This is a genomic window from Dysosmobacter acutus (genome assembly GCF_018919205.1).
In the GTDB taxonomy this organism is placed as follows: domain Bacteria; phylum Bacillota; class Clostridia; order Oscillospirales; family Oscillospiraceae; genus Oscillibacter; species Oscillibacter acutus.
The window spans coordinates 1,245,101-1,264,280 of sequence record NZ_JAHLQN010000001.1; the positions used below are offsets into that span (position 1 = coordinate 1,245,101).

General features: G+C 57.0%; 19 protein-coding genes and 5 tRNA genes. 22 read left to right on the plus strand and 2 right to left on the minus strand.

Going from position 1 to position 19,180, the window contains the following annotated elements; all coding sequences use genetic code 11:
* The first annotated feature begins 88 nt into the window (after positions 1 to 88).
* The 5 genes from KQI82_RS06000 to KQI82_RS06020 all read left to right on the plus strand — a co-directional run bounded on the left by KQI82_RS06000 (position 89) and on the right by KQI82_RS06020 (position 4,360).
* A complete protein-coding gene (locus KQI82_RS06000; RefSeq protein ID WP_216631957.1) occupies positions 89 to 1,321 on the plus strand; it encodes an aminopeptidase in 1,233 nt (410 codons plus the stop codon).
* The gene (locus tag KQI82_RS06005) at positions 1,296 to 1,829 is read left to right on the plus strand and encodes a gamma carbonic anhydrase family protein (protein WP_338149000.1); all 534 of its coding nucleotides are present in this window, start codon (positions 1,296 to 1,298) and stop codon (positions 1,827 to 1,829) included. Before KQI82_RS06000 ends, KQI82_RS06005 begins: the two co-directional genes overlap by 26 nt.
* A 21-nt stretch (positions 1,830 to 1,850) precedes the next feature.
* A complete protein-coding gene (locus KQI82_RS06010; protein ID WP_216631958.1) occupies positions 1,851 to 2,123 on the plus strand; it encodes a chorismate mutase in 273 nt (90 codons plus the stop codon).
* A 4-nt stretch (positions 2,124 to 2,127) separates the two neighbouring features.
* Positions 2,128 to 2,886 (plus strand): sulfite exporter TauE/SafE family protein, encoded by a 759-nt coding sequence (locus tag KQI82_RS06015; protein ID WP_216631959.1) that lies wholly within the window; start codon positions 2,128 to 2,130, stop codon positions 2,884 to 2,886.
* A gap of 223 nt (positions 2,887 to 3,109) precedes the next feature.
* Positions 3,110 to 4,360 (plus strand): dicarboxylate/amino acid:cation symporter, encoded by a 1,251-nt coding sequence (locus tag KQI82_RS06020; protein ID WP_216631960.1) that lies wholly within the window; start codon positions 3,110 to 3,112, stop codon positions 4,358 to 4,360.
* Positions 4,361 to 4,407: 47 nt separating this feature from the next.
* Here the strand turns inward: KQI82_RS06020 and KQI82_RS06025 are convergent, their stop codons facing one another.
* Positions 4,408 to 5,079, minus strand: a complete 672-nt coding sequence (locus KQI82_RS06025) for an RsiV family protein (RefSeq protein ID WP_216631961.1) — start codon at positions 5,077 to 5,079, stop codon at positions 4,408 to 4,410.
* Positions 5,080 to 5,206: 127 nt separating this feature from the next.
* Between KQI82_RS06025 and KQI82_RS06030 the strand changes: the two genes are divergently transcribed.
* The 8 genes from KQI82_RS06030 to KQI82_RS06065 all read left to right on the plus strand — a co-directional run bounded on the left by KQI82_RS06030 (position 5,207) and on the right by KQI82_RS06065 (position 7,783).
* On the plus strand, positions 5,207 to 5,497 hold the full coding sequence (locus tag KQI82_RS06030; protein ID WP_216631962.1) for a YerC/YecD family TrpR-related protein: 291 nt from the start codon (positions 5,207 to 5,209) through the stop codon (positions 5,495 to 5,497).
* Complete coding sequence (locus KQI82_RS06035; RefSeq protein ID WP_216631963.1) at positions 5,494 to 6,234, plus strand: class I SAM-dependent DNA methyltransferase; 741 nt, start codon at positions 5,494 to 5,496, stop codon at positions 6,232 to 6,234. The genes KQI82_RS06030 and KQI82_RS06035 overlap by 4 nt, the downstream gene beginning before the upstream one ends.
* Positions 6,235 to 6,248: 14 nt before the next feature.
* Positions 6,249 to 7,142: an Hsp33 family molecular chaperone HslO gene (hslO, locus tag KQI82_RS06040; protein ID WP_216631964.1), complete on the plus strand. Its 894-nt coding sequence runs from the start codon at positions 6,249 to 6,251 to the stop codon at positions 7,140 to 7,142.
* Positions 7,143 to 7,235: 93 nt separating this feature from the next.
* Positions 7,236 to 7,312 (plus strand) — tRNA-Val (locus KQI82_RS06045).
* Between the two features lie 91 nt (positions 7,313 to 7,403).
* Positions 7,404 to 7,480: transfer RNA gene (locus KQI82_RS06050), tRNA-Asp, on the plus strand.
* 3 nt (positions 7,481 to 7,483) lie between these two features.
* Positions 7,484 to 7,559 (plus strand) — tRNA-Phe (locus tag KQI82_RS06055).
* Between the two features lie 3 nt (positions 7,560 to 7,562).
* Positions 7,563 to 7,638, plus strand: a tRNA-Gly gene (locus KQI82_RS06060).
* Positions 7,639 to 7,708: 70 nt separating this feature from the next.
* Positions 7,709 to 7,783: transfer RNA gene (locus KQI82_RS06065), tRNA-Cys, on the plus strand.
* Positions 7,784 to 7,875: 92 nt separating this feature from the next.
* On the opposite strand, the gene KQI82_RS06070 is transcribed toward KQI82_RS06065, so the two are convergent.
* Positions 7,876 to 8,790: a LysR family transcriptional regulator gene (locus tag KQI82_RS06070; RefSeq protein WP_216631965.1), complete on the minus strand. Its 915-nt coding sequence runs from the start codon at positions 8,788 to 8,790 to the stop codon at positions 7,876 to 7,878.
* Positions 8,791 to 8,938: 148 nt separating this feature from the next.
* Between KQI82_RS06070 and KQI82_RS06075 the strand changes: the two genes are divergently transcribed.
* The 9 genes from KQI82_RS06075 (at position 8,939) to KQI82_RS06115 (ending at position 19,148) form a co-directional block, all read left to right on the plus strand.
* Positions 8,939 to 10,519 (plus strand): ABC transporter substrate-binding protein, encoded by a 1,581-nt coding sequence (locus KQI82_RS06075; protein ID WP_216631966.1) that lies wholly within the window; start codon positions 8,939 to 8,941, stop codon positions 10,517 to 10,519.
* Positions 10,520 to 10,543: 24 nt separating this feature from the next.
* Positions 10,544 to 10,909: a Rid family hydrolase gene (locus tag KQI82_RS06080; protein ID WP_216631967.1), complete on the plus strand. Its 366-nt coding sequence runs from the start codon at positions 10,544 to 10,546 to the stop codon at positions 10,907 to 10,909.
* 69 nt (positions 10,910 to 10,978) lie between these two features.
* Positions 10,979 to 12,979: a S9 family peptidase gene (locus tag KQI82_RS06085; protein WP_216631968.1), complete on the plus strand. Its 2,001-nt coding sequence runs from the start codon at positions 10,979 to 10,981 to the stop codon at positions 12,977 to 12,979.
* 42 nt (positions 12,980 to 13,021) lie between these two features.
* Positions 13,022 to 13,843, plus strand: coding sequence for a tetratricopeptide repeat protein (locus KQI82_RS06090; RefSeq protein WP_216631969.1), 822 nt, complete (start codon positions 13,022 to 13,024; stop codon positions 13,841 to 13,843).
* A gap of 43 nt (positions 13,844 to 13,886) precedes the next feature.
* A complete protein-coding gene (gene nikB, locus KQI82_RS06095) occupies positions 13,887 to 14,825 on the plus strand; it encodes a nickel ABC transporter permease (RefSeq protein WP_216631970.1) in 939 nt (312 codons plus the stop codon).
* Between the two features lie 8 nt (positions 14,826 to 14,833).
* Positions 14,834 to 15,709 (plus strand): ABC transporter permease, encoded by an 876-nt coding sequence (locus KQI82_RS06100; protein ID WP_216631971.1) that lies wholly within the window; start codon positions 14,834 to 14,836, stop codon positions 15,707 to 15,709.
* A gap of 32 nt (positions 15,710 to 15,741) precedes the next feature.
* Entirely contained in the window at positions 15,742 to 16,761 is a 1,020-nt protein-coding gene (locus KQI82_RS06105) for an ABC transporter ATP-binding protein (protein ID WP_216631972.1), read from the plus strand.
* Between the two features lie 2 nt (positions 16,762 to 16,763).
* The gene (locus KQI82_RS06110) at positions 16,764 to 17,711 is read left to right on the plus strand and encodes an ABC transporter ATP-binding protein (RefSeq protein WP_216631973.1); all 948 of its coding nucleotides are present in this window, start codon (positions 16,764 to 16,766) and stop codon (positions 17,709 to 17,711) included.
* An 84-nt stretch (positions 17,712 to 17,795) separates the two neighbouring features.
* Positions 17,796 to 19,148 carry an MATE family efflux transporter gene (locus tag KQI82_RS06115; protein ID WP_216631974.1) on the plus strand — a complete coding sequence of 451 codons (1,353 nt, stop codon included), beginning with the start codon at positions 17,796 to 17,798 and terminating at the stop codon, positions 19,146 to 19,148.
* The last annotated feature ends 32 nt before the right edge of the window (positions 19,149 to 19,180 follow it).

Sequence of the window (19,180 nt, forward strand, 5' to 3'; positions counted from 1 at the left end):
AGGAATCGCAGTAAAATAGCACTTGACGACATATAATAGATGCCAGTGCTTACAATTTGGAAATCAACTGGTAAGGAGAAAACAGAACATGAACGATAAACTGCAGGAGTATGCAAAGCTGCTGATCCGTGTGGGCCTCAATATCCAGAAGGGACAGAACCTGGTGATCTCCGCGCCGGTGGAGTGCGCTTTTTTTGCAAGAGTGTGCGCGGAGAAGGCCTATGAGGCCGGCTGCCGGGAAGTGGTGATGAACTGGACCGACGACGCCCTGAGCAGGATGAAGTACCTCCACGCCCGGGAGGAGGTCTTTGACCACGTGCCGCTGTGGCGCCGCCACTTTTTCAACGACTATGCGCTGGAGGGCGCGGCCTACCTTGCCATTTCCGCCACGGACCCGGAGAGCCTCAAAGGGGTGGAGTCCGACCGCATCGTCCGGGCTCAGCGCTCCAGCGGAAAGGCGCTCAGGGAGTTTAACCGGCTCCAGATGTGCAGCGGCTTCCCCTGGTGCATCGCCTCTATCCCCATCCCCAGCTGGGCAAAGACCGTCTTCCCGGAGGACGGAGAGGAGCGGGCCATGGAAAAGCTGTGGGAGGCCATTTTCTCCGCCGTGCGCATCAGCGGCGACGGGACATCCGTGGAGAGGTGGGAAAAGCACCTTGCGACGCTGGCGGAGCGGAAGGAGAGGCTCAATGCGCTGCGCTTCCGCTCTCTCCATTACACCAACTCCCTGGGCACGGACCTGACGGTGGAGCTGCCTGAGGGACACGTGTGGGAATCCGGTGACGACAGGCTGCTCTCCGGCCGGTCCTTTGTCGCCAACATGCCCACCGAGGAGATATTCACCTCCCCGCTGCGCACCGGCGTCAACGGCGTGGTCTATTCCGCTCTGCCGCTGGTCCATGACGGAAACATCATCGATCAATTCCACTTTGTGGTAAAAGAGGGCAAGATCGTGGAGGCCCACGCGGAAAAGGGCGAGGAGACGCTGAAGGCCGCCATCTCCGTGGACGAGGGCGCATCCTATTTCGGCGAGGTGGCGCTGGTGCCCTACGACAGCCCCATCTCCAATCAGAAGATTCTGTTCTACAACACCCTGTTCGACGAGAACGCCGCCTGCCACATTGCCTTCGGCGAGGCATACCCCTGCATAGAGCGGGGCCGGGAGATGGGCAAGGAGGAGCTGAAGGAGCGGGGACTCAACGAATCCATCACCCACGTGGACTTCATGGTGGGGACGCCGGACCTGTCCATTGTGGGAACCACCCATGACGGGCGGGAGGTTCCGGTGTTTGAAAATGGAAACTTCGCCCAGGGAATCTGAGGTGAGCGCGGTGGAGATTCATGCGGAAGTGATGGAGACCGACGAGGCGGTCTGGATCGCCAAAAACGCCGCCGTCACCGGCGATGTGACGTTTGGGGAAAAGTGTTCCGTCTGGTATGGCGCTTCGGTGCGGGGCGACAACGGCAAGGTGGTGATCGGGGCGCGGACCAACATTCAGGACTGCGCCGTGGTCCATAACCTGACCACCATCGGCAGCGGCTGCACCATCGGACACGGCGCGGTGGTCCACGGCTGCACCGTTGGAGACAACACGCTCATTGGCATGGGCGCCGTGGTATTGGACGGCGCCCAGGTGGGCAGCGACTGCGTGGTGGGGGCCGGCGCCCTGGTGACAGGGCATATGGTGATTCCCGACGGCTCGCTGGCCATGGGCAGCCCGGCAAAAGTCATCCGTCCCCTGACGGAGCGGGAGATCGGTGAAAACCAGTATTCCGCCGAGGGGTATATCTGCCTGATGGAGGCCCACCGGGCCCAGCAGGAGAATTGAATCAAGAAGGGAGAGTCGCCAATGCAGGAGCTGGATAAGCTGCGGCTGGAACTGGATGTCATCGACGAGCAGATCGTCACGCTGTTTGAACAGCGGATGGCCATTTCCACCCGGATGGGCGTGCTGAAAAACGAGGGAGGCATCGAGGTGTGGAATGAGGCCCGGGAGGCCGCCAAAGTGCGCAACCGTGAGAAGATGCTCCGCAACCGCAGTCTCACCGCATACGTGGACAAGCTGTTTGAGACGATCTTAGAGCTCTCCCGCCAGCGGCAGGAAGAGCAGCAGGACAGGTGAGGAGATGACGCTGACACTGCCCATGGTGCTCATCGCCGTGGTGGGCGTATTTCTGGCCTCTTTTGTGGATGCCATCGCGGGTGGGGGCGGAATTGTGTCCCTGCCTACATATCTTTTGGCAGGGCTTCCCATGCATATGGCGCTGGGGACCAATAAGGTTTCCGCTTCTCTTGGAAGCATCGCCTCCACCGGACGGTTTCTCAAAAACGGATACGTGACCTGGTCCCTGGCGCTGCCCGCGGTGGTGCTGGCGCTGACCGGCTCCGCACTGGGCACCCGGCTCCAGCTGCTGATCGACGAGAAGTATCTTCAGCTCCTGCTGCTGATCGTGCTGCCGGTGGTGGCCTTTGTGGTGCTGCGCCAGCGCTCCTTCCCGGAGGAGCCGGGGGAGATCGATCCGAAAAAGCAGGCGGCCGTGGTTTTGGCCGCGGCGCTGGTCATCGGCTCCTACGACGGGTTCTATGGACCCGGCACAGGGACATTTTTGCTGTTGATCTTCACCCGGTGGGGCAAGATGGACGTGCGCACCGCCGGAGGAAACGTGAAGGTGGTCAACCTGGCCTCCGGACTTTCCAGTATGGTCACCGCCATGCTCCACGGCCAGGTCTTCTGGCAGCTTGGCCTGATCGCAACGGCGGCCTCCTTTGCGGGCCACTTTGTGGGTGCCGGGCTGGCCATCAGGAACGGCTCGCGGATCGTGCGGCCCGTGGTGCTGGTGGTGCTTGTGCTGCTGGCGGTCAAGGTGCTTTCCGGATTGCTTTAAAAATGATCTGCCCCATTGGGGCAGATCATTTTTTGTGCAGTTTGAACATAAAATTCCGCGCTTTAAAGAATGAAAATGAAGAAGATCACCAACTGTGGGTTGCAATCCGCGTTTAAAAAGAGTAAAATATTTCCATAGAAGGCCGCCTGCGATAACCGGAGAAGTGGAAAAGCGGCTGTCTCAGGCGGCAGGGAATCAAGATTGCGGAGAAAGGTGAGGGAATATGAAGGAGAAAAAGCGTCTTTCACTTCCAGCGTGGATTGGCATTGCGATGATAGCCGGCATTGTACTGGGTGGAATCCTCTGGGCCGCCATGGGCGCGGATGCGGCGGACAGCTTCACCACCAGCTATATCAAGCCTTTCGGTACCATTTTCATCAATCTGCTGAAGTTCGTGGTGGTTCCCGTGGTGGTGCTGTCCATCATCGACGGCATCGTCTCCATGAAGGACATCAAGAAGGTGGGGGCCATCGGATGGAAGACCGTGGTCTATTTCCTTGTGACCACAGCCATTGCCTGTATCATCGGACTGGTGATTGCAAACATTTTCAAGCCAGCCTTCCCGGTGCTGCAGATGGCAGAGGACCAGGCCTACGAGGCGGCCACCAGCAGCCTGATGGACACCATTGTCAACATCTTCCCAAGTAACCTCTGGGAGTCCCTGCGCACGGCGTCAATGCTCCAGGTCATCGTCATCGCGTTGTTGTTCGGCGCCGGCATCCTGCTGGCCGGTGAGGCGGGGAAAATCGCGGCGGACATTGTCAGCTCCTTCTACGCGGTGATGATGAAGGTGATGATGTTCATCATCAACGTATCGCCCATCGGCGTTTTTTGTCTGATGACCTGGGTGGTGGCCAGTCAGGGACCGAAGATTCTGACCAGCCTTGCCATCGTCCTGGGGGCCGCCTACCTTGGCTATATCCTCCACGGCATCCTCGTTTACTCCGCGTCGGTGAAGGTCTTTGCAGGCATGAGCCCCCTTCAGTTTTTCAAGGGGATTTTCCCGGCCATGATCTTCGCCTTCTCCTCCACCTCCTCCATCGCCACGCTGCCCATCTCCAAGGAGTGCTGCGATAAGATGGGATGCGACTCGGAGGTGTCCTCCTTTGTGCTGCCTCTGGGCGCCACCATTAACATGGACGGAACCGCCATCTACCAGTGCGTGGCCGCCATCTTCATCGCCTGCTGCATGGGCATCCAGCTGACTGTGGGGCAGATGGTGATGATCGTCGTCACCGCGACGCTGGCTTCCATCGGCACGGCGGGAACCTCCGGCGCCGGCATGATCATGCTGGCCATGGTGCTTCAGGCGGTGAATATCGATCCCATTTACATCGGCCTGATCTATGGCATCGACCGTCTCTTTGACATGGGCCGCACCACGCTGAACGTCATCGGAGACGCTTCCTGCGCCATCTGCGTGGACCGCTGGCAGACCAAGGAAAAGGGGAAGAAGGCCGCCGTTTCCAAGTAAACCCATAGGGGAGGCCCCGGAGACGGGGCCTCTTTTTTTCTGAAGAGCTATCCCCGCCGGGGATGGGAAAAGGGGCCCTCCTTGTCGTAGGGAAGACAAAAGACGGGGATGCCCTCCATGGGCGGGGCCAGGACAAACATCTGATAGAACACACAGAGGCCCTCACCGCTCAGATAGAAGTTCTCCCGGTTGAACCCGCGCCTCAGCGCCCGGCGCCAGTCCTCCCGGTATACGGACGTCTGAGCGGTCAGCTGCCTTTCAATGCAGCCGGCCGCGTGCTCCTGCACCCGCTTGCGGTAATTGCACCGCGGCGGGAAGCAGTCGGCCAGGGAGACGGGGAGGAAGCTGCTCAAATCCCAGGTGTCGCCCCGCCGCACCCGCAGCGGCCGGGTGCCGCAGGACTCGCAGGAGTCGGTGAACAGGCTCAGGACACCGCCCTCGTTCCAGGTGATGCGGTGCGTGAGGGAGGCGGTGCAGGCGGGCAGGGGCGCGCTGGCACAGAGCGCGTCCCGATAGGCCTCCGCCGCCTGAGGGAAGAGAAAGCGTTCGCAGTAGCGCAGATACGAGCGGCCGAACTGTTCATAATATCGGCAGAGCCTCCGAAGGCCTCTGCCTTCCCCCACCGGTTGAGGAAGGTTCAGTTCCGCCGTCAGCACGGGAATGCCGTCCACGGTCCACTCCCGCTGTGCCGTCCGCTGGGCAATCTCCAGACTCTCCATAAGACCCCACCTTTCTTTTCCACAATCTATGCCGGGCGGGAAAAAGAGGTGAGAAAGAAACGCTTTACTTTTACGCTTCACAATGCTAAAATCAGGAGGAACAGTCTCTTGAAAGGAGAGGATCCGTATGGTCAGAATCGGAAAAAAGGAAAAGAACGGGGCGCTCTATAAGGCGATCCTGACGCTGAAAACAGAGGAGGAGTGCTACGCATTCTTCCAGGACCTTTGCACGGTATCTGAACTGCGTGCCATGGAGCAGCGCTTTGAGGTGGCGGAGCTGCTGAGCCAAGGGATGATCTACAACGATATTCTGGAGCGCACCGGCGCCTCCAGCGCCACCATCAGCCGGGTCAACCGCTCTTTGAGCTATGGCGCGGGCGGTTATGAAATCGCCTTTGAGCGGACGCGGGAACAATGAGCAGCTATGAGTCCCTGGCCCGCTTTTACGACGCGCTGACCACCGACGTGGGATATGAGCGGCGGGCGGACTACCTGGAGAAGCTGTTCGGGGAGAGCCGCATTCCGGTCCGCACCGTGCTGGATTTGGCCTGTGGGACGGGCACCCTCACCTGCATGCTGGCCCAGCGGGGATATGAGATGATCGGGGTGGACGGGTCCGAGGAAATGCTGGCCCAGGCGCAGCGGAAGTCCTGGAACCTGGAGGGGGAGCGCCCCCTTTTTCTGCACCAGTCCATGCCGGAGCTGGACCTGTACGGCACGGTGGAAGCCGCGGTATGCGCCCTTGACAGCATCAATTATCTGACAAGCCCCAGGGATCTGCGCGCCACATTGGAGCGGCTGCGGTTGTTTATCGCCCCAGGGGGCATACTGATCTTTGACGTCAATTCCGAGGAGAAGCTCCGCCGGCTGGACGGGCAGATATTTTTGGATGAGACGGAGGATGTGTACTGTGTGTGGCGCGCGGAGTACGCCCGGCGCGTTGTGACCTATTGGATGGATATCTTCAGCCGCCGCGGCGACGGCAGTTGGAGCCGCAGCACCGAGCTGCACCGGGAGCGGGCCTACAGCGTTGATGAGCTGCGTCAGGCTTTGGAGGCGGCGGGGTTTACCCGCGTCCACGTCTACGGCGACCTCCGCAAAAGCCCTCCCCGGGAGGGCGAGCAGCGCATCGTATTTACAGCCATCAGAAAGTAAGGGAAATGGAAACTATGGGCGATCAGCTGATCAGAGCAATTTCAAAAGACGGATTTGTCAAGGCCTCGGCGGTTTCCACCAGGGAGCTGACCGAACGGGCCCGCCAAATCCATACGCTGCTGCCGGTGGCGACGGCGGCCCTGGGCCGCACGCTGGCGGCTGCCTCCATGATGGGCAACGCCCTGAAGGTGGAGGGGGGTAGCGTTACGGTGCAGATCAAAGGCGGCGGCCCCCTTGGCACCGTCCTGGCCGTCTCCGACGACCAGGGCAATGTACGGGGCTATGTGCAGGACCCTCACGTTGACCTGCCGTTGCGGCCGGACGGGAAGTTGGACGTGGGGACCGCGGTGGGAATGGACGGTACCATCACGGTCATCAAGGACCTGCGGATGAAAGACCCCTATGTGGGAAGCGTGGCGCTCCTGGGCGGTGAGATCGCCGAGGATGTGGCCCAGTACTTTGTGGAGTCGGAACAGGTTCCCACCGCCTGCGGCCTTGGGGTGCTGGTGGAGCGGGACCAGAGCGTCCGTGCCGCGGGCGGCTATTTGATCCAGCTGCTGCCCGGAGCGCCGGAGGACGTTATTGCAAAAGTGGAGGGCGGCATTCTGGCCGCCGGACCTGTCACAGGGATTTTGGACCGGGAAGCGGATCCCGAATCGATGCTGCGTACGGTGCTGCGCGGGTTTGAGATCGAGGTGCTGGAGCGCAGCCCCATCGAATACCGCTGCTACTGCAGCCGGGACCGGATGGAGCGGGCGCTGATCAGCTTGGGCGCCGACGAGCTGAACGCTCTGATGAATGACCAGGGCGGCGCGGAGATGACCTGTCAGTTCTGCGATCAGGTGCAGCGCTTCAGCGGCGCTGATCTTCAGGCGCTGATCGACGGAATCGGGGCAAGAAAAAAATAATGGAAAAAACGAAAAAAGTTTGTTCCAAAGGTTGACAGGAGAACGCCCTTTTAGTATAATAACCCTTGCCGCTCGAAAGTGTCGGCAAGGTTCGGGAGCATAGCTCAGCTGGTTAGAGCACCTGCCTTACAAGCAGGGGGTCACTGGTTCGAGTCCAGTTGTTCCCACCACTCAATCTTTTTGATTGAGGTGTATGGGGGAAGCAATTTGGATGTCTGACTGGTGGTTGGAGCGTTGCTTTCCCATAATAGCGCAGCAAATGGCCAAGTAGTTCAGTTGGTTAGAACGCCAGCCTGTCACGCTGGAGGTCGTGGGTTCGAGCCCCATCTTGGTCGCCATTTGCCTCTGTAGCTCAGTTGGTAGAGCAGAGGACTGAAAATCCTCGTGTCGTTGGTTCGATTCCGACCGGAGGCACCATTTGCGGGCGTAGCTCATCTGGTAGAGCGCCACCTTGCCAAGGTGGAGGTAGCGAGTTCGAGCCTCGTCGCCCGCTCCATCTGGAATAGTCACAAATTTTTGTGACTATTCCAGATGGATTTCGCATACAATATGGCAGATGGAGAAACGGCGACATAGCCAAGTGGTAAGGCATGGGTCTGCAAAACCCTGATTCCCCAGTTCGAATCTGGGTGTCGCCTCCAAACTCCCCTGCAACCTTATGGTTGCAGGGGAGTTTTTTTGCGCAATTTTGCGGATGCACACAGACCGCCGCCCCGGCAGAAAGCGGTCTGAATCAGTCGGCGATCAGTTCATCCAGATAGCCGATGAACTCAAGGGCAACACGGGAAAGGTCATAGGACTGGTTGTAGATATATCCAAACTCGTTTTTAAAATTATACCCATGCAATTGAAAAATCCGCTGGTTCGGATAGTGGCTGGCCTTGCGGTAAACCTGGGACGGAAATCCGCCGATGGAGATGCCGTCGGTGTGCGACAGCAGTTCTCCGCGGCCGGCGCGTTCCTTGCATGTGATGAGGTTGCCCCTGTTGTACAAGCCCAGCTTTTTCAGCAGCATATTCGAGTGTTCGGAAAAGGAGTAGATGATGGGATACTCCCGGATCATGTCCAGCGTAACCCAGTTTTCCGCCCGTGTCCACAGCGGGTTTTTGGGGCCTATGGAGACTGTGGGGGAACAGCTGCCAAGCTGGACAAACCGGACCCCCATCCGGTTTAGGCGGGACTCTATGGATGTTTTTTGAAAAGACCATATGGTGAACCCGCCTATTTGGGCCGTGCCGTCCGCAACCATTGAGAGACTCCCCTCCGGCGGCACGTCGTGGTATTCAATATGGATTCCGTCTTCTTTGTGAGCCATATAAAGTTTACCGATCACCTCGGTAAAGAACCGGTATCCGCCGTTGGCGATGGAAATCCGTAAGTAGTGCTTCGAAGCCTTGCCATAGACCTGAAGGGGCATTTGCTCGTACAAATTGACGATGTCCTGGATAAAAGGCAGCAATTCAACCCCGAAAGGCGTGGGGGCCACGCCGGTGCTTGTCCGGACAAATAAAGGCTCGCCCAGCTCCTCCTCCAGTTTGCGGATGGAAACCGACAAGGAAGGCTGCGAGATATACAGGTTCTCCGAGGCCTTGTTGAATGATTTGCATTTGATGATCTCAGTCACATAGCGAAGCTGGCTAATGGTCATATTGTTCCCTCCGTCCTGTCATAGAGAATACCTATAGCGGTTATAGCAATTATAGCATTGCGAATAAAATTTTACAATGTGATAATAATTTTGTCGATAATTGCCAGAAGAAGGTACGACACAAAAAGCAAAATAAGGAGGGTAAAACATGAAAAGAAATTTGCGATTCATGAGACTGCTGTGCGCAAGTATGGCCATCGTTATGATGCTCTCTCTTGCGGGCTGCGGCCAAACCGGAGGCGACGCGAGTCAGCCCCAGGGAAGTGGGGAAGGCGAGGCGGAAACAGTCTCCAGCAAAGATGAAATGGTAGTTGCCTGCTATGGCGCTGTCCAGTCTATGTTCCCGGGCAACGACAGCAAGCTCCCGGGCGCACAGATGCATGTCAACCTGTATGATACGCTGGTCACCATGGGCAAGGACGGGACCATCCTGCCGCTGCTTGCCGAGAGCTGGGAGCAGCTGAGTGACACAACTTACCGCTTCCACCTCAGAAAGGGCGTCAAGTTCCACAATGGAGACGAACTGAAGGCCAGCGACGTTGTATTCAGCCTTACAACGCTGAAGGAGACCCCGGGCGCCAAGAGCAATGCCGCGCAGTTTGATGCCGATCACTTTGTGGTGGAGGACGACTACACGGTTGTCCTTGCGACAACGGAACCCTTTGCTCCCTTTTTGCCCATCCTCTGCCATGCGACAATGAGCATCTTCCAGCAGTCCTTCTATGAAGAGCACGAGGCTGCCGGGGATCTGGACCTGGTGGAAAACGGAACGGGCCCGTTCAAGCTTGTCGAATGGAATGAGGGCGAAAATATTATTGTTGAGCGCTTCGACGACTATTTCGACGGTCCCGCGAAGGTGCGCACCATCAACTTCAGGTATATTCCCGAGGTCAGCACCCGCCTGATGGAGCTGGAAGCTGGCGGCGTTGATCTGATCCAGGAAGTGTCCGGCACCATTATGGAGGATATCAAGGCGAACCCGGATTTGAAGCTGTGGACATGCTCCGGCGTGAATACAAGCTACCTTGCCCTGAATTTCGATAAGATTTCGGACACCAAGGTCCGTGAGGCAATTGCGCACTCCATCGACAACGAGACCCTGTGCTCCGTCTGCCTGCTTGGCGCGGCGGAGCCCCTGGACAATTATCTGCCCGATACGGTTCCCGGCGCCTATGACACCGGCGGATATTCCTATGATCCCGAACTCAGCAAGCAGCTCTTTGCCGAAGCGGGATATCCGGATGGGTATGAGCTGGAGCTTTCCTTCTACACCAGCGCGGACAACCGCCGCATGGGCGAATTTTTGCAGAACATGATGGCGGAGAGCGGCATCACCGTGAAACTCAACGAGATGGACAGCTCCGCCTATACCCCCATGCTCAATGCCCGTGAGCAGACCGCCGCGATTCTGACGACGGTGTGCACGCTCCGCGATCCCCACCAGACGCTTGGAAAGCTGTATTCCGATCTTGTGGGCTCCGGCGGAAACCGCGTCAACTATGTTGACCCCGATTTGGATGCCATGCTGGATGAAGCCGCCGCGGAAAATGACGCCGAAAAGCGTGTGGAGCTCTATGCGGATATTCAGCAGTATCTCTATGACCGGGTTGTCTACATCCCCCTCTACAATATGATGACAATGACGGCCACCACGGCCAAGATCCGCGGATTTGACCTGGTTCTGCCGACGAACTATCAGAAGTATAACAACGTCTATTTTGTGGACTAACGCTGACGGAGGAAATAGCTGATTATGGAAGTAATTCATCATGAACCCCATGGCCGGGCGAGCCGGATCGTTGAATACAACGGCGTCCTGTATTTTGAAATCCACGCGCCTGCTGACGCCGCAAGGCGCCAGATGACGATGTACGACCAGGCGACAGCGCTGCTGCGCCGCTATGACGAGCTGCTTGGACAGTACGGCTCGGATAAGCACCACGTTTTGAGGGCGGAGATTATTTTACGGGATGCCTCCGATCTGGACGAGTTCAACCGGGCCTGGACAGAGTGGGTGGACGATGGCTTCCAGCCCGCCAGGCTGACGCACACTGGATTGATCCTTCCCGAAAGCGTTCTTCTTGGCGTTGTGATTACCGCAGCGAAAAAAGCCGCATGAGAGAATGAGAAAGGGCTGCTGTAGGGCTTTGCCCTGCGGCAGTCCTTTTCTGTAAGGAGGCAACGAAGGATGCAGACAATCAAATGTGAAGACTTTCTGAATTATCGCTTTTTCTCTGCCCTTGAAATGGCGCCTGACGGGCGCTCGGCAGTCTTTTGCCTGTCCCAGGCAGTAAAAGAAAAAAATGGATACGACAGTGCGCTGTGGCGCTATACGCGGGATGACAACGGGATTGCCCCCATTGGGGGAACGGAGTCGGCGCGCAGCTTCTGCTATTTGGACCCGGACCGCATTCTGTTCCCCACCCCCGGGGACAAACAGGACAGAGACTACGTTGGCCGCGGCGGCTGGCTTACGATTTTCGCGGAAAAGAACCTGAAGACCCAGGAATGCAGGGAGGCCTTCAGGGTCCCGCTGAAAGGGGCGACGGCGCGCCTTGTCCATCCGAACCTGTTCCTCTTATCCTGCGTTCGGGACAATGCAAGGCCGAATATTGAAGCGATGGCGGAGGAAGAACGCAACGCCGCGCTGGAAAAATGGAAGGAGGAAGAGGACTTTGAGATTTGCGATGAACTGCCCTTCCTCTCTGACGGCCGGGGGTTCATCAACAAGAAGAGGCATACGCTCTACCTTTATGACACGCAGAAGCAGGAGCTGTCCGAATTGACGGAACGCGATTTTGAAGCCGCCCATTGCGCACTCAGCGCGGAGGGAAGGTATATCGCGTTCAGCGGCGTCAGCTATGACCGCTATTATGTGCGTCAGCACGGCATTTACCTCTACGATACGGAGACCCGGAAAACCAGCACGCTTTTGACGCCCGGCTCCTATCAGATTATGGGACTGGACTTTCTTGGGGAGGAGCTTGTTGTCGCGGCCTCCCCCTGGAACGGGGAAGGTCCGTTTCCAAACCACAACCTGTACACGCTGCCATTGACCGGCGGCGCCATGCGTCTGCGCCACACGCACAGCAGGGAGGACTTTGGGAGCAAAACCTGTTCGGACTGCCGCTATGGGGCCGGGACCACGTTCCGGGTGTCCGACGGATATCTCTACTATTTCACGACCTGCGACACGGCGGCCTATATCAATCGCTGGAAGCCCGGACAGCAGCCGGAGCGCCTGAACGGGGAAGAGTTCATCCCCGACAGCCTGGCGGTGGGAAGCGGGACGCTGCTGGCGACCGGTACGGCGGACGGCCTTCAGGAGCTCTTTTCCATGGAGGACGATGGACCGCGCCGCATAAGCGAAGTCAATGCGGAGGCGCTGAAGGACAAGGCGGTCAGCAGGCCGCGCAAGTATCAATTCAGAGACCGGGACAATTTTTTGGTCAGCGGATTTGTGATAGAGCCTGTCGGATACGATCCGAAAAAGACATACCCCGGCATTCTGGAAATCCACGGCGGGCCAAGGGCCGCGTTTACGGCGGGCTTTTTCCATGAGATGCAGTATCTGGCTGGGAAGGGGTATTTCGTCTTTTTCTGCAATCCAAGAGGCTCGGCGGGAAACGGGGAGGCCTTCGCGGACATTCGCGGCCACCGGGGCTCGGCCGACTTTATGGATGTGATGGAATGGACTGATTTTGTGCTGGAGCAGTATCCGGCAATCGATCCGGAGCGGCTGGGCGTGATGGGCGGCTCCTACGGCGGCTATCTGACGAATTGGTGCATCACCCATACCCGCCGGTTCCACGCCGCGGTTTCCATGCGCTCCATCTCCAACATCACGGGCGACTTTGGCGCCACGGATTTCGGCGTCTGGGGAACGCCCGGCGTTTACGGCGGAACGCCCTGGAACCATGAAGAGCGCCTCAGGGAACAGTCTCCTTATACCTACGCGATGAATGTGACCACCCCCACGCTTTTTCTGCACTCATTTGAGGACTTCCGCTGCTCCCTCAGCGGGGCGATGCAGATGTATTCCGCGCTGCAGATAAAAGGCGTGCCCACAAGGATGTGCCTGTTCCGCCGCTCAAGCCATGAACTGTCAAGATCAGGCGCTCCGCGCAGCCGCATCCGCAGGCTCAAAGAGCTTTCCGGATGGGTTGACCGCTATCTGACTGAAGAGTAAAAGCACCGTTGTACGACAAAAAATAATAAGGAGGACCCAACAATGAGTCACGAAAAAATTCAGGAGAGACAGCTTAAAATCATGAGAGAAGGCGGCGCCACCCGGGGCCCCATCGTCATGGACAGGGATATTCTGAAAGAGGTGGATGCAAAGTTAGAGAAGGACCCCAAGGATTTTATCGCCTGGGTTTCCAGAGGAATCCTGTATTTTAACGATGATTTCGAAAAGGCCATCGAGAGCTTTTCCAACGCGCTGGCCATCCAGCCTTTCAACGGCGACCAGTATTACAACCGCGGCCGTAAATTCCTCTCTGAGGACCGCTATCCCCAGGCCCTGTCCGACTTTGTCCTGTCCACGCGTCTGGATGACAAGGATGCGTGGAAGTGGCATTTCCGCGGCGTGGCCCACTATTTCCTTGAGCAGTATGAAGAGGCCATTGAGTGTTTTGAACGCGGCATTGACTGCCACCTGAAAAATGGGACCAACAACACGCCGCCTGAGCGGGATTGGATCTTTATGGCCTATCTGCACATGGGCGAGAAGGAAAAGGCGCTAAAATCCATTGCCGACGTCACTCCGGACACGCCTGTGGAAAAGGGCGACCTCATGTATCTCAAGCGCTGCCTGCTCTATACCGGCCAGACCAGCATCGATGAGTTTGACCGCGAGGTCGACCGCAGCATGGCGAAGAGAATCATCACCGAGCTTTATGGCGCTGTTGTTTACTGCCACTGGATCAGCGGCGACGATGAAAGAGCCGCCGGCTACCTGAAGGAGATTTTGGCCGTAGAAGAGGACCACCATGCCTTTGGCTATAAGATGGCTCTGCTTGACCGGGCTACCTGGGCGAAGGAGTATTTTTAAAAAGTTTGCAACATTCTGTTGCGGAGGATAGAGGGAAGACGCGATGGTTAGATACATTGTTAAACGCTTCATAGCGCTGATTCCTGTGCTTTTGGGAGTGACGCTGATTATCTTCACGCTGCTGTATTTTACTCCCGGAGACCCGGCTCTGATTATGCTGGGCGATGAAGCTGCGACGCCCGAGGCAATTGCCCAGGTACATGAGGAACTGGGCCTGGACGACCCCTTTTGGGTTCGGTATGGCAACTATGTTCTGGACTTGCTGCACGGCGATCTGGGCGTTTCTTACCTGAATAAGAGGCCGGTTGCGGACATGCTGCTGGAGCGCCTGCCCAAGACGATGACGCTGGCATGCGTATCGGCTGCCCTTGCAATTGTTTTGGGGATTACGCTTGGAGTGATTGCGGCAGTGAAGCACAACTCCATTTTTGACAACCTCTGCATGGTTTTTGCCTTGGGCGGCGTATCCATGCCCCACTTCTGGCAGGGACTGCTGCTGATGCTCCTGTTCGGCGTAAAATTGGGCTGGCTGCCAATATCGGGATACGGCACGTTTGCCCAACTGGTCCTGCCCGCGCTGACGATTGGATACGGCTGCATGGCGATCATTGCAAGAATGACCCGTTCAAGCATGCTGGAGGTAATCAATCAGGACTACATCAACTTTGCACATGCAAAGGGCCAGAAAAAACTGATCATCATCACCCGCCACGCGCTCCAGAATGCCCTCATCCCGATTATTACAACAATCGCGCTCCAATTCGGAATCCTGCTGGGCGGGTCTGTCATCACCGAGAGCATATTTGCCATCCCCGGCATTGGGAAGCTGATGGTCGACTCGATCCGTGCAAGCAATTATCCGGTGGTTCAGGGCGGCGTTTTGATGATCGCTTTTATCTACTGCGTCAACAATCTGCTGGTAGATATTATCTACGCATTTATTGACCCAAGAATGAAAACCAGTTTGAGTAACGCGAGGTGACGGAGCCGATGGGTGATAAAACTTTAGGGGCCAAAATAAAAAGCGAGAGCTATTTTGCTTCTGTGTGGAATGAGTTTAGGAAGAACAAGGCAGCCGTGTTGGGAATGGCAATTTTGCTTGCCATTGTCTTTGTCGCCGTATTTGCTGATGTGCTTGCACCCCATGATCCCTACCTCCAGGTTTATTCAGAAGCCCTGCAGCATCCAAGCTCCTCCCATATCTTCGGCACGGATGAGTTTGGGCGGGACATCTTCAGCAGAGTGCTTTACGGCGCCAGGGTATCTCTGCTGGTCGGCGTTGTGTCCGTGGCAATCGCATGCGTCTTCGGCAGCCTTCTTGGAGCGAGCGCCGGCTATTTCGGCGGGGCCTATGATGCGATGGTGATGCGCTGCATGGATGTTCTTCTTGCAATCCCCAGTCTTCTGCTGAATCTGTCAATCGTCGCCGCGCTTGGAAAGAGCGTGTTCAACATGATGCTGGCCGTGGGCGTGGCCAACATTCCCCGCTATTGCCGCATTATGAGAGCGTCGGTGCTCCAGATCAAGAACACGGAGTACGTGGATGCGGCGCGTACATCAGGCGCCTCCCACATGTTCATTATCCTGCGCCATATCATCCCCAACTGCCTTGCTCCGATCATTGTTCAGGCGACCCTGAGCGTGGGATCGGCAATTATCGCCTGTGCCGGACTGAGCTTTCTTGGCGTTGGAATACCGGCGCCTACCCCGGAGTGGGGAGCGATGCTTTCCAACGGCAAGGAGTTTCTGCGCCACAATGCATACATTACGATTTTCCCCGGTCTTGCCATCATGCTTACGGTTCTCTCACTGAACCTTATGGGCGATGGTCTGCGTGATGCATTTGATCCGAAATTACGGCGGTAACGGTATCCGAATGATCGAAAAGGAGCAAAAGGATGAGAACACAAAACGATAAAGCTCAGGCCGGGGGAGCCGCTGCGGCCCCCGAAGCCTCTGTTTTGCAGATCTCCGGATTGCGCACCTGCCTGGAGACCAGAAAGGGGAAGCTGTATCCGGTTGACGGCGTGGATTTGGATATTCCCAGAGGGAAGATCGTTGGGCTGGTAGGGGAGAGCGGCTGCGGAAAAAGCATGATGGCAAATTCAGTGATGGGGCTGCTGCCGCAGGGCGGTCACATTTCCGAGGGCAGTGTCAGATTCTGCGGAAATGACTTTCTGGCCTATACGGCGGAGCAGCGCCGGCTGCTGTACGGCGACCGGATGACGCTGATTTTTCAGGAGCCGATGAGCAGCCTGAATCCGGTCATCAAGGTTGGACCCCAGGTTCTTGAGGTCGTGATGCTGCACAAGGAGATCGGCAAGGAAGAGGCAAAAAAGCAGGTGATCGAGATGTTCCGCAGCGTCGGAATCCCGGAGCCGGAACGGCGCTACAACTGCTATCCCCACGAACTCAGCGGCGGCCTTCGCCAGCGGGTTATGATCAGCGCGGCAATGATATGCAGGCCCGATCTGCTGATCGCGGATGAGCCGACGACCGCCCTGGATGTGACCATTGAGGCGCAGATCCTGCAGCTGATGCGCAGGCTTCAGCAGGAGGCCGGGACTTCCATTCTTCTGATCACCCATGATCTGGGCGTTGTCGCGGAAATCTGCGACATGGTCTATGTCATGTATGCCGGAAAAATTGTGGAGACGGCAGACGTATATGAGCTGTTCCACAATCCGAAGCATCCTTACACACGGGGCCTGCTGGGATCGCTCCCAAGCCGGAACACGGAAAAGCGTCTGCAAAGCATCCCGGGGACCGTGCCCATGCTGGCGGAGATGCCGCAGGGCTGCCGGTTTGCTCCCCGCTGCCAGCACGCGGCGGACAAGTGCAGGCAGGCCCTTCCTTCCGCGGCGCAAGTACATGAGGGACATCGTGTCAGCTGCTGGATGTTCCAAAAGGAGGAATGAGTATGGAGCGGGAAGTATTGCTGCGCGGTGAAGGCCTTGTAAAGGAGTTCCCCGCCGGACGCAATAAGGTCCATGCCGTATCAGATGTGGACATCACGATTTACAAGGGAGAGACCCTGGGCCTTGTGGGGGAAAGCGGCTGCGGCAAGAGTACGCTGGGCCGGCTGATCCTTGGGCTGCTCCGCCCCACTGCGGGAAAACTGTGGTTCGAAGAAAAAGAACTGACCGCAATGAGCACAGGCGAGTTTCGGAAGATGCGAAAGGATATCCAGTGCATTTTTCAGGACCCCTATGCAAGTCTGGACCCCCGGCTGAGCATAGCAAACTCCATTATGGAGCCGCTGACAATCAACGGTGTTGGCAGCAAGCAGGACAGGCAGAAACAAGTCGAGGAGCTGCTGCGGATTGTGGGCATCCCGGTGGAATACAAAAACCGCTTTCCCCACCAGTTCAGCGGGGGCCAGCGTCAGCGCGTCGGGATCGCGCGTGCGCTGGCGCTGAACCCCAAACTGATTGTCTGCGATGAGCCGGTATCGGCGCTGGATGTGTCCATTCAGGCCCAGGTGCTGAATCTGCTTGCCGACCTGCAGGAGAAAATGGGGTTGACTTATTTGTTCATCTCCCATGATTTGAATGTGGTGAGGCGTATCTCCGACCGTGTGTGCATCATGTATTTGGGTATGATTTGCGAAAGCGGACCCACGGAGGAGATATTTGCGCATCCGCGGCATCCGTACACCAGCTTCCTGCTCAGTGCGGTACCTGTCACGGACCCCAGCGACAGACAGGGGAAACAGCTGATTTCCGGCGAGCTGCCCAGCCCTATGGCTCCGCCGCCGGGCTGCAGATTCCATACGCGCTGCCCTTACGCGACGGAGGAATGCCGGCAGAATGTCCCGGCGGCGGTGGAGGGGAACGGACGCCTTGTGGCATGCCACCATCCCCGTTAAAAAACAAAATACAAACGGTTCATTAAGAGCCCTGCAGACGGTTTGCGGGGCTCTTAATTGACTGATACGGAGGAGGCGACGGAAATGAAGCCGCATGACAGCGTGGACTTTACGCAGGGGAACATCACACCGGAACTGATCTGGTTCGCAATCCCGATTATGCTGAGCGAGCTTTTTCAAAATTTGTACAACAGCGTGGATTCCCTGGTGGTTGGAAATTTCGTGGGACAGGTTGCGATAGGGGCCGTCAGCGTGTGCGGAACGCTCTCTTACCTCCTGATTGGATTTTTCACTGGGGTGTCGGTGGGCACATCGGTGATCATCTCCCGCGCCTTTGGAAAGCAGGACAAAGCGGGACTGAATGAGTGTGTGCAGGTCGCGTTTTCCTTTTCGGTGGTATTGGGTGTGATTTTATCCTGTATCGGCATAGTGTTTACGCCAGCGCTTCTACGCCTGGCCGCGGTTCCGGAAGAGGCATGGAGCATGGCGGCTGTGTATTTGCGGATCTATCTTGCCGGGATCATGTTTACGATCATCTACAACGTGGGTGCGGGAATCCTTCGGGCGATAGGGGACTCCAGGTCCCCGTTCTATATCCTTCTGATTGCGTGTACGCTGAATATAGGGCTGGATCTGCTTTTTACGGCGCTGCTGATGTGGGGCGTGGCAGGCGTCGCCCTTGCAACGGTATGTGCGCAGGCGGTATCGGTTGTGCTGGTATACCGGAAAATTGGAAGTGTGTCCGAAAATTTTTCCCTGTCGTTCCGCAAACTGAGAGGGGCAAAGGGGATTATAGCGGAGATCATGGGCGTGAGTTTTCCGGCGGGCCTTCAGAACTCGCTGATTTCCCTGTCCAATCTTTTCGTATGGCGCTATGTGAACAAACTGAATACGGCGGCCATGGCCGGCGTTGGGATTGCGCAGCGGCTGGACCGATTTATTGCGATTCCCAGCCGGGCCATCGCTCTTGCATTGACCACGCTTGTCAGTCAAAATGACGGCGCGGCACAGTTTGAGCGAATCAATGAGGGACTTAAAAAAAGCGTGGCGCTTGCAATGTCCGTCACATTGGTGTTCGGCGCGGCGCTCTACATGTTTTCTGATAGGATAGCCGGATGGTTCAATAGTGAACCGGGCGTAACCGCAGTCGCGACAGCAATGATGCGCACAATCATCCCCTTTTACTGCCTCATGGCAATCCGGGAGGTGGGGCTGGGAATGATGCGGGGATATGGGGATACAAAGGTCCCAATGGTACTGTCCCTGATTGGAATGGTCGTGGTCAGACAGGTGTATTTGGCCATTTCCATGGAGATTGATTACAACATCGCCCATATTTATTATTGCTACCCGATTACATGGGGCGTTACCGTGCTTATGATGGGTATCCACTTTATCAGAAATTATAAAAACGGAAGGCCGGGGCGTCCGGTCTGAATCCAGGTAATCTCCGCTTCACCCGGCGGCCT

What these genes read in the sequence shown, in the direction of transcription:
- KQI82_RS06035 (WP_216631963.1), top strand. Translation starts at nt 5,494, where the DNA reads ATGAGCAGCTATGAGTCCCTGGCCCGCTTTTACGACGCGCTGACCACC.
- KQI82_RS06000 (WP_216631957.1), top strand. Translation starts at nt 89, where the DNA reads ATGAACGATAAACTGCAGGAGTATGCAAAGCTGCTGATCCGTGTGGGC.
- KQI82_RS06025 (WP_216631961.1), bottom strand. Translation starts at nt 5,079, where the DNA reads ATGGAGAGTCTGGAGATTGCCCAGCGGACGGCACAGCGGGAGTGGACC.
- KQI82_RS06015 (WP_216631959.1), top strand. Translation starts at nt 2,128, where the DNA reads ATGACGCTGACACTGCCCATGGTGCTCATCGCCGTGGTGGGCGTATTT.
- KQI82_RS06010 (WP_216631958.1), top strand. Translation starts at nt 1,851, where the DNA reads ATGCAGGAGCTGGATAAGCTGCGGCTGGAACTGGATGTCATCGACGAG.
- KQI82_RS06100 (WP_216631971.1), top strand. Translation starts at nt 14,834, where the DNA reads ATGGGTGATAAAACTTTAGGGGCCAAAATAAAAAGCGAGAGCTATTTT.
- KQI82_RS06110 (WP_216631973.1), top strand. Translation starts at nt 16,764, where the DNA reads ATGGAGCGGGAAGTATTGCTGCGCGGTGAAGGCCTTGTAAAGGAGTTC.
- KQI82_RS06005 (WP_338149000.1), top strand. Translation starts at nt 1,296, where the DNA reads ATGGAAACTTCGCCCAGGGAATCTGAGGTGAGCGCGGTGGAGATTCAT.
- KQI82_RS06085 (WP_216631968.1), top strand. Translation starts at nt 10,979, where the DNA reads ATGCAGACAATCAAATGTGAAGACTTTCTGAATTATCGCTTTTTCTCT.
- KQI82_RS06115 (WP_216631974.1), top strand. Translation starts at nt 17,796, where the DNA reads ATGAAGCCGCATGACAGCGTGGACTTTACGCAGGGGAACATCACACCG.
- KQI82_RS06075 (WP_216631966.1), top strand. Translation starts at nt 8,939, where the DNA reads ATGAAAAGAAATTTGCGATTCATGAGACTGCTGTGCGCAAGTATGGCC.
- KQI82_RS06030 (WP_216631962.1), top strand. Translation starts at nt 5,207, where the DNA reads ATGGTCAGAATCGGAAAAAAGGAAAAGAACGGGGCGCTCTATAAGGCG.
- KQI82_RS06105 (WP_216631972.1), top strand. Translation starts at nt 15,742, where the DNA reads ATGAGAACACAAAACGATAAAGCTCAGGCCGGGGGAGCCGCTGCGGCC.
- KQI82_RS06070 (WP_216631965.1), bottom strand. Translation starts at nt 8,790, where the DNA reads ATGACCATTAGCCAGCTTCGCTATGTGACTGAGATCATCAAATGCAAA.
- KQI82_RS06020 (WP_216631960.1), top strand. Translation starts at nt 3,110, where the DNA reads ATGAAGGAGAAAAAGCGTCTTTCACTTCCAGCGTGGATTGGCATTGCG.
- hslO (WP_216631964.1), top strand. Translation starts at nt 6,249, where the DNA reads ATGGGCGATCAGCTGATCAGAGCAATTTCAAAAGACGGATTTGTCAAG.
- KQI82_RS06090 (WP_216631969.1), top strand. Translation starts at nt 13,022, where the DNA reads ATGAGTCACGAAAAAATTCAGGAGAGACAGCTTAAAATCATGAGAGAA.
- KQI82_RS06080 (WP_216631967.1), top strand. Translation starts at nt 10,544, where the DNA reads ATGGAAGTAATTCATCATGAACCCCATGGCCGGGCGAGCCGGATCGTT.
- nikB (WP_216631970.1), top strand. Translation starts at nt 13,887, where the DNA reads ATGGTTAGATACATTGTTAAACGCTTCATAGCGCTGATTCCTGTGCTT.